Source organism: Erwinia sp. PsM31 (genome assembly GCF_030433775.1).
Classification (GTDB): domain Bacteria; phylum Pseudomonadota; class Gammaproteobacteria; order Enterobacterales; family Enterobacteriaceae; genus Erwinia; species Erwinia aeris.
Genome location: NZ_JARUWZ010000052.1, coordinates 1 through 5474, shown reverse-complemented (window position 1 = coordinate 5474; position 5474 = coordinate 1). Strand labels below are relative to the sequence as shown.

6 protein-coding genes and 2 pseudogenes are annotated in these 5474 nt (G+C 46.0%); all 8 read right to left on the bottom strand.

Annotation, left to right across the window (positions count from 1 at the left end; translation table 11 throughout):
* Positions 1–66 precede the first annotated feature (66 nt).
* Positions 67–627: an immunity 42 family protein gene (locus QCD69_RS22255; protein WP_301253549.1), complete on the bottom strand. Its 561-nt coding sequence runs from the start codon at positions 625–627 to the stop codon at positions 67–69.
* A gap of 94 nt (positions 628–721) precedes the next feature.
* Entirely contained in the window at positions 722–1285 is a 564-nt protein-coding gene (locus tag QCD69_RS22250; RefSeq protein ID WP_301253548.1) for an Ail/Lom family outer membrane beta-barrel protein, read from the bottom strand.
* Positions 1286–1428: 143 nt separating this feature from the next.
* Positions 1429–1806 (bottom strand): CDI toxin immunity protein, encoded by a 378-nt coding sequence (locus tag QCD69_RS22245; protein WP_301253547.1) that lies wholly within the window; start codon positions 1804–1806, stop codon positions 1429–1431.
* 5 nt (positions 1807–1811) lie between these two features.
* A pseudogene (locus QCD69_RS23010) lies at positions 1812–2213 on the bottom strand (hypothetical protein); the annotation flags it as partial.
* Positions 2214–2643: 430 nt separating this feature from the next.
* The gene (locus QCD69_RS22235; protein WP_301253545.1) at positions 2644–2901 is read right to left on the bottom strand and encodes a hypothetical protein; all 258 of its coding nucleotides are present in this window, start codon (positions 2899–2901) and stop codon (positions 2644–2646) included.
* Positions 2888–4048: pseudogene (locus QCD69_RS22230) on the bottom strand (VENN motif pre-toxin domain-containing protein); the annotation flags it as partial. The pseudogene QCD69_RS22230 and the gene QCD69_RS22235, both read right to left, overlap by 14 nt.
* Before the next feature lie 116 nt (positions 4049–4164).
* On the bottom strand, positions 4165–4497 hold the full coding sequence (locus QCD69_RS22225; RefSeq protein ID WP_367317875.1) for a hypothetical protein: 333 nt from the start codon (positions 4495–4497) through the stop codon (positions 4165–4167).
* A partial coding sequence (locus QCD69_RS22220) for a DNA/RNA non-specific endonuclease (RefSeq protein WP_301253543.1) occupies positions 4494–5474 on the bottom strand: 981 nt, incomplete at its 5' end. The genes QCD69_RS22220 and QCD69_RS22225, both read right to left, overlap by 4 nt.

The window sequence follows — 5474 nt, the reverse complement described above, 5'->3', positions numbered from 1 at the left end:
TGGCTTGCTGGCTTGCTGGCTTGCTGGCTTGCTGGCTTGCTGGCTTGCTGGCTTGTCAGGACAAGCTTATTCAGGTAATGGCGTAAGGGAAGAATAATAATTTTTTATTTTATCCAGAATTGCCGCTATTTCACTGCTGGCAAGGGTGATTTCAGCAATGTTCAGTGCCTTTTCATCGACCCATTCATAGCGGTCGCTATCCTTTTTTTGCACAAGGCGCTGCGTTCTGGCTGCCAGGATCCTGACCATCTTGCCATCGGAAACAGCAAAAACAGAGGCGCCGCTTTCGGAAATATTTTCTGTATCTGCACGGTAAACAGGATCCCCTTCCGGGTACTCCTCCTCTGCCGTGCTTTCTGGCCAGGTCAGACTATATAAATATTTGAAAGCGTCAGGCGCGGGCATAGCGAACACCTCTGCATTTACCGGCGGCGTGTACAGGGCATTAGCGGGATCCAGGAGTGTATTAACATCCACACAGAGCGTTGCCGTTCTTAAATCCTGCGGGAAAAAGTTGCCGTCAATACTGTAGTAGAAAAGCCCATTGTAGAAAGAGCCTGAAGGAGGATTCCAGTCAGGAATACATTCAGCAAATATGGCAAAACGATAAGGATCACCAAAAAACATTTTCTACGCTCATTGTTAATTGAATCATTCCGTTTCAATAGCTATTCGAGGTAATAAACCCCGACAGTTTAGCCGGGGTTCATACAGGGCGAAATCAGAAACGATACCCAAGACCGATATTAAAACCGTTTATCGCTACGTCATCATTGAACTTAACGCGCGTGCCTTCATAACCGATATTTACGGAAAGAAAGTCTGTCGGATTGATAGCCACGCCAGCACCATAAGCAAACGACGTTTTGCTTGCATTATCCTCTTCTGAATACGCAGAAAGATAGGTCGTTTTGTCTTCTACTTTTGTATGCGCCATACCGGCAAGGGCATAGAGGCTGACGTAGTCGTTAATACGCCAGGCCGGGCCAGCCATAAACGAGTAATATTTCACATCCGTTTTGCCATCATAACCGCTAATATCGTCAAAAGCCTCAACCCTTTCAGAATAGCTGTCATCGCCTTTCATATAGCTAAAGGAACCGATAATGCTGACGGGTGAATCCCATTCATAGCGGTACTGAACGTTGACGCCGCGAATATTTTTAAAATCTTCGACCTTGCTCTGTGCATAGCCAACCGACAAAGTATGGCTGTCAGCCAATACGCCGGTGCTGACCAACAGGCCACTACAAACTAATGCCAATGCGGTAATTTTTACTTTCATTACTCATTCCCTTTTTTACTGAGTTGATTAAATCCCTGTATTTGAGATGGGATTGTACTAAATTTCTTGCCGATACGTCATTAAAAAAATAGTTTTTTTACTCGCCAGGCGGGCATTTGCTGCAATGATTTGCAGACTAACTTTTATTTAGGCATTATTCCCAAACGAAACATTTCAGTTGGAAATAAAGGCTGCAATATTATTTCATCATTGAAAATGAATAACCTTGGTGATAAAGCTGTAACATCGTAGATATTTTCAGCAATTAAACTCAAGTTTGTCCTGAAAACAGGAATATTTGCGTCATCTACAAGAACGAATACATCAGCATTTCTCATAGGACTTCTATTCAGTAAATCATCAATATTTTCATGATCGGAATGGTCAATTTCCGACCAGGAAATGGATCCACTTGCAAAAGGATATTTATTAAGGATATCAACAACTTCTTTCTTTTTCTGGCCTTCAATAATTTCGAAATCAGCACTAAGCGCTTCTTGACACTCTTCAAATAACGTCATGTTCTCTACCTGTTTAGCTGCTTCAATATCGTTTCAAAAGCTTTTTCGTTACCCTCAAATGGTATGACCTGCTTAACCGTTTTTCCTGGCCCCTTACCTTGAGAATAATTCCATATATTAATATGAGTGCCTTTGTCTGGATCATAATCAACACGCCAACCAATTTTACCGTCGCTGGATTGCCGCCCAATAACTTTCCCATTTCCAGCACTTACTTCCAACCGCCCAATCACAGGTTTAGAATCAGCACCCAGATTACCGACAATATCCAATGCTTTATTTCGGGCGTTCTCCCAATTTTTCTCAGGGGAAAGTGTTTGTTCTATTCGATTTCCTGGTTGTGTACCAGTATTAATTTTCCCGAGCCCAGCAGCGATCCCTGCAGCACTCATCCCCACAGCCTGAGCCAGCGAATTCATCGCAAGCTGCTTCGCTTCAGGTGAATCACCAGACATCAATGCATTATGAATCGCCGCATTTCTGTCTGCTTCAAGCTGGATAGTTGTCACCTGAAGGATTGAAAGCTCGTTCTGATCTGCCGCGCTCAGTCCGCTATTAGCTCGCGCTTTTTCCAGCAGCTCACTGGTGCGGTTAGCATATTCGGTCTGCAATCTGCTGACTTCGTTTGCCTTATCAACGCAGTCCTTAGCGCCCGTACACTCAACAACTCGCTTCTGTTGTGCGGCTGAAATCTGCTTATATTTTTCAGTGACGGTTCCCTCACAAGACTTGTCACCCTGACACTGTATCATTTCCTGAACAAGGGACTGATTCTGCTTAACGTTTAATGCATTATTCTCAACTACAAGCCTGGCTACTGGGATTGGAATCGAACATTCATTCAGGTGGAGCTTTCTGGCTTTTTCTCTCCTTTAACCAGATTTTTATCCAGATCCCAAAACCCAAAATGAGGCCACCGACATATCCAGACTCAAAGAAAGATGAAAAAACATCACTCCAACTAAAGGGGAAAAAGCCCTTTTTAAAATAAAAAATCACAGATGCAAGTAGTTCAGCTATAACATCGCCAATGAAAAATAAAGTCAGGCAACACAATATCAGTTTGACCAAACTAAATAGATTATTTTTTAGCATCGGTTTTATCCTTTTTATCGAGTTCATCTTTTACAGCATTCCCTGTTTTCTCACCTATGTAACCACCAAGAACCGTACCTGTTAAATCAGACACTGCATCTTTTCCAAACTTTGAGCCGACCCCTTTTATTATTTCACCGCCTACGCCACCAATGACAGTACCCGCAGCCGCACCAGCCATAGAGTTAAGCGGTTCTTCTCCCTTAATCCCGCTTCCTATCGCTGCACCGCCCACATTGATAGGAGCTGAAGCAATGATGCCTTTTCCTGTTGTCGCGGCTGCTGTGACTCCCGCCATAATGACATCGACGTAACTGAACGGATCTTTTCCGGCAAGCTGAACGCCAGCATTCACTCCCACACCGATTGCTGCATTAGCTGCCATACCTTTCACAGTCACTCCCAGCACGCTTCCAACAAATATCAGTGGCGCATCACCAATATTGGCGTTCGAGTTATGGTAACCCCAGGTATTCATTATCGACTGAGCCTTGCTCATCGCTTCAGTGTCAGGATTTCGTTTCACATAGTTCTGTCCCGACAGCAGTCCTTTAACCAGTTCCTGCGACACGGCCGGACCGTATTCCTTCTCCATCTCAGCCGCGTAAACTCGCAGATAACCTGCCAGCTCAGCCCGCTCTGTGCTGTTCATCTGGGCAGGGTCTTTAGTGAATTTGGATACCAGCGCATCGCTGCGTTTGTCGGCATTTTCAAGCTTTATCAGCTCATTAGCCGCCGCCAGTGATTTATCACCCTGTTTGATTTTCTCAATAGCCTTATCAAGCCTGTCTGAGGATGTGGCGCTGAGGAAGTTATTCTCAACCGCATTCTTCCCGGCCTGCGCGCCTGTTACCGCACTGCCGGCACTGTCCCCGGCAAGCCCGCCCGCCAGCCCCGCCGCGAGCGTCCCCAGCGCGCTGATGGTCTGACGCTGCTCCTCGCTCAGGTCTGCACGGTCAACGCCCGGATAGAGCTGCTGCGCGATATACTCGCCCGCCACGCCGCCTGACGCCCCCGCCAGCGCCGAACCGCCCGACGCCTGCGCTACCGCCGCGCCCAGCACCGCGTGCGCTGTCAGGTTTGCCTCAACGTTAACCACCTCTTTGCCGTTTGCATCCGTGGTGGTGGTCGCTTTATGTATCAGCTCGATAGCCACACCGCAGAAGCGGCCACGGAAGATCCCGGAAGGGACATTTGAGTGGCGACCGCTCTAAGGTAACTGACTGGTTATAAGGTAAGATCACGGCCTGGCCGGGATCTTTATTAGTCATCATATTGAAGATTTATGTTTATTTTTCCGGCTTGTATATCGACCGTTATTTCGCAGCCTGTCCAAACAGGTTTACCATTAGTCAAATTGTTATCTAAAAAGAAAGACTTATAAGCAAGTAAAGCATCAGTCAAATCAGCAACAGCCCTTCCATCAGGGGCAAACCAGCCCAATTCTCCATTTTCATCTAAATAATCGAATTCATATTCCCCACCATCATTTTCATTAAAGATTTTAGCTCTTGCTATGATTTTTTTGGCATTTCCAGGTCCACACTCATACAAAATTTGGCCTATTTTTTGCTCAAAATTTTGATCCTGCATCATTTGCCTCCTGAGGGATTTTTGAAATCAACGTTAACAGGTCTACCTCCATCAACTGAGTACTGAACAATTACCCTATCTGGCCTTATATTGTTACCTGAATATATTGGTTGAATATTGACATCAACCGTTTTGCCTTCTTTCAATGCGGTACCCCATGAGTTCTCCATTTTTTTCCATTGACTTTTATTAAGATTTCCATCCATAGGAAAAATATTAAGCTTTTCACCAGGTCCATTGAATATGCTGGCAATTAAATGACCACCTTCATCACCATTATTACCACATTTACCAGCCTTGCATTGCTGATAGGTGTTTCGGTCATTTTTGGACAGGCTTAGTGAGGCATTCACATTTGTTGTGCGGCTCAAATCATCAGTATGATAGGTTTTATTTCCATCAACCTGATAGACCGTATTGGGTTCTGGTTTATTCAGTGTCTTATTCCACGCACCTTTCTTACCGGGGTCAACAATAACGATATTTTTTGCGGCAGCTGTAGGAAGTTTACTTCCTTTACTCACGCCTCCCAGCGCACTTAACGCTACGCCCGCAATAATATCAGCCTGAGCTTGATCGAGGCCATATTTCGCCATGACCTGCTCAGACACTTTATTGCTGGCAACGATCCCGTCCGCGTCCATCTGGTGCGCCCAGGTCGCCGTCAGATCGTAGACCATCTTGATCGGGATGTCTTCGCCCATTGCCCGATCTATTGCATGCTTCACCGCCATGCTGTCGGCCAGCACGTCGCCGTATTTCTGCTGACAGGTTGTCGGGTTGGTTGCACAGTCGCTTATTAGTTGCTTCTGCTGTGTGGTACTTAGCTCTTCGTATTTTTTGATAATGCCGCCACAGTCAGCGCCTCCAGCCTGACAGGACTTCATTTCAGCGGACCAGGCATCTATCTGTTTGCTGCTCAGCCAGTTATTCTCAACCGCGTTCTTCCCGGCCTGCGCGCCCGTCACCGCACCGCCGGC